The sequence below is a fragment of the Gammaproteobacteria bacterium genome (assembly GCA_003696665.1).
Classification (GTDB): Bacteria; Pseudomonadota; Gammaproteobacteria; order Enterobacterales.
On record RFGJ01000593.1, the window covers coordinates 1 to 1837 of the forward strand.

General features: G+C 52.2%; 2 protein-coding genes. Both read left to right on the forward strand.

Translation table 11 applies throughout. The annotated features are described in order from the left end of the window. Window positions 1-1623: asparagine synthase (glutamine-hydrolyzing) (asnB, locus tag D6694_14395; GenBank protein RMH35845.1), on the forward strand; the 1623-nt coding region annotated here is incomplete at its 5' end. Window positions 1624-1655: 32 nt separating this feature from the next. Continuing rightward, on the forward strand, window positions 1656-1837 hold a 182-nt coding region (locus tag D6694_14400), incomplete at its 3' end, for a hypothetical protein (GenBank protein RMH35846.1).

Here is a 1837-nt window from a genome sequence, read left to right on the forward strand (position 1 = left end):
AATATCCACACCTATTCCGACACGGAGGTCATCCTCCATGCCTATACGGAGTGGGGCGAGGATTGCGTTCACAAGTTCAATGGCATGTTCGCCTTTGCCATTTGGGATCGGCGGAATCACAGACTTTTTTGCGCCCGGGATCGCTTGGGAATCAAGCCTTTCTATTATTGGCACGACGGACGCAAGCTGGTTTTCGCATCCGAGATCAAGGCGATTCTTGCCGCTGGTGTGCCTGCCGATGTAAATAGCAATGGCTTGCAGGATTATCTGACTTTTCAGTTCTGCCTTGGCGACAAGACGCTGTTCGATGGCATCAGAAAGCTGGAACCCGGTTATTTGATGACGGCCGAGTTGGCGACTGATCGTCTGGTCTTGAAGATGCGCCAGTACTGGGATGTTCGGTACGACATTGATGAGATGCATGACGAAGAATGGTTTGTCGATCATCTCTCTTCGTTGCTGGAAGACTCCATTCGGATTCGCCTGCGTTCCGATGTTCCCTTGGGTGCGCATTTGTCCGGAGGCCTGGATTCCAGCACGGTGGTGTCTCTGGCCGCCTCGATGCTCGATGGCATGCCTCTGAGAACATTCACCGGTGCTTTTCGTGAGGGGAGTCAATTTGACGAAACCAGATACGCACGCCTCGTGGCCGAGGCCGCAGGCGCAGAATATCATGAGGTGTATCCGTCCGCTGAAGATTTTATTGGATATCTTCCCAAGCTGATCCATTTCATGGATGAACCGTTGGCCGGGCCCGGGCTTTTCCCGCAATATTGTGTTTCGAAACTTGCATCGGACCACGTCAAGGTTGTGCTTGGAGGCCAAGGCGGGGATGAGATATTCATTGGCTATGCCAGGTATATGGTGGCGTATCTGGAGAAGTGTCTTCAGGGTGCGATTTCCCAGACCTCAAATGCAAACCGCTATGCGGTATCTCTGGAATCGATCACACCCAATCTTCCCGTACTCCAACAGTATGTGCCGATGCTGCAGCGCTTCTGGCGGGAAGGTTTGTTCGGGCCGATGGATGAGCGGTATTTTCGCCTGATTGACCGTTCGGATGGCCACCAAGGGGTGTTCGAAGCGGTTGACAATGATGGAAGCTATTCACCGTTCGAATCTTTCCGGAAGATATTCAATCGAGAGGGATTGCATTCTCTGATCAATCGCATGACTTATTTTGACCTCAAGGCTTCCTTGCCAGCATTGTTGCATGTTGAGGATCGAACAAGCATGTCGGTTTCGTTGGAGTCCCGGGTTCCACTCCTCGATTACAGGATCGTTGAATTGCTTGCAACCATCCCGCCAAACATCAAGTTTGCTGGCGGAAGAATGAAGCATCTGTTCAAAAAAGCCGTGAAGAACTTTGTGCCAGAGGAGGTTTACAACCGGCAAGATAAGATGGGATTCCCCGTGCCGTTGCAACAATGGTTTCGGGGTGAGGCGAGAGAATTTGTGCGCGATACGCTGTTGTCGAAAGCGGCAAGGGAGCGGGGGCTGTATAATATGCAAGCTGTGGAAAATGCTATTCATGAGGAGGGAAACTACGGGCGAGTCATTTGGGGTCTGCTGTGCCTGGAACTGTGGCACCGTGCGTTTATTGATGAAGCAACCGCCGCCTGATTTTCGGGGATGCATCATAATTTGATAACTCCATGAAACATAAGGCTTTCTCTTTTGCTGCCGGCCATCGTGGTTCCACGTTGGCCGGCGTTTTTGTTCGGCTTGTCGGGCTTGCCCTGGGGTTTCTGCTACAGATTGCCATGGCCCGGGTGCTGGGTTCGGGCGAGTATGGCGCATTTGTCTATGCCATGACATTGGCATCGCTGGGTGCGAT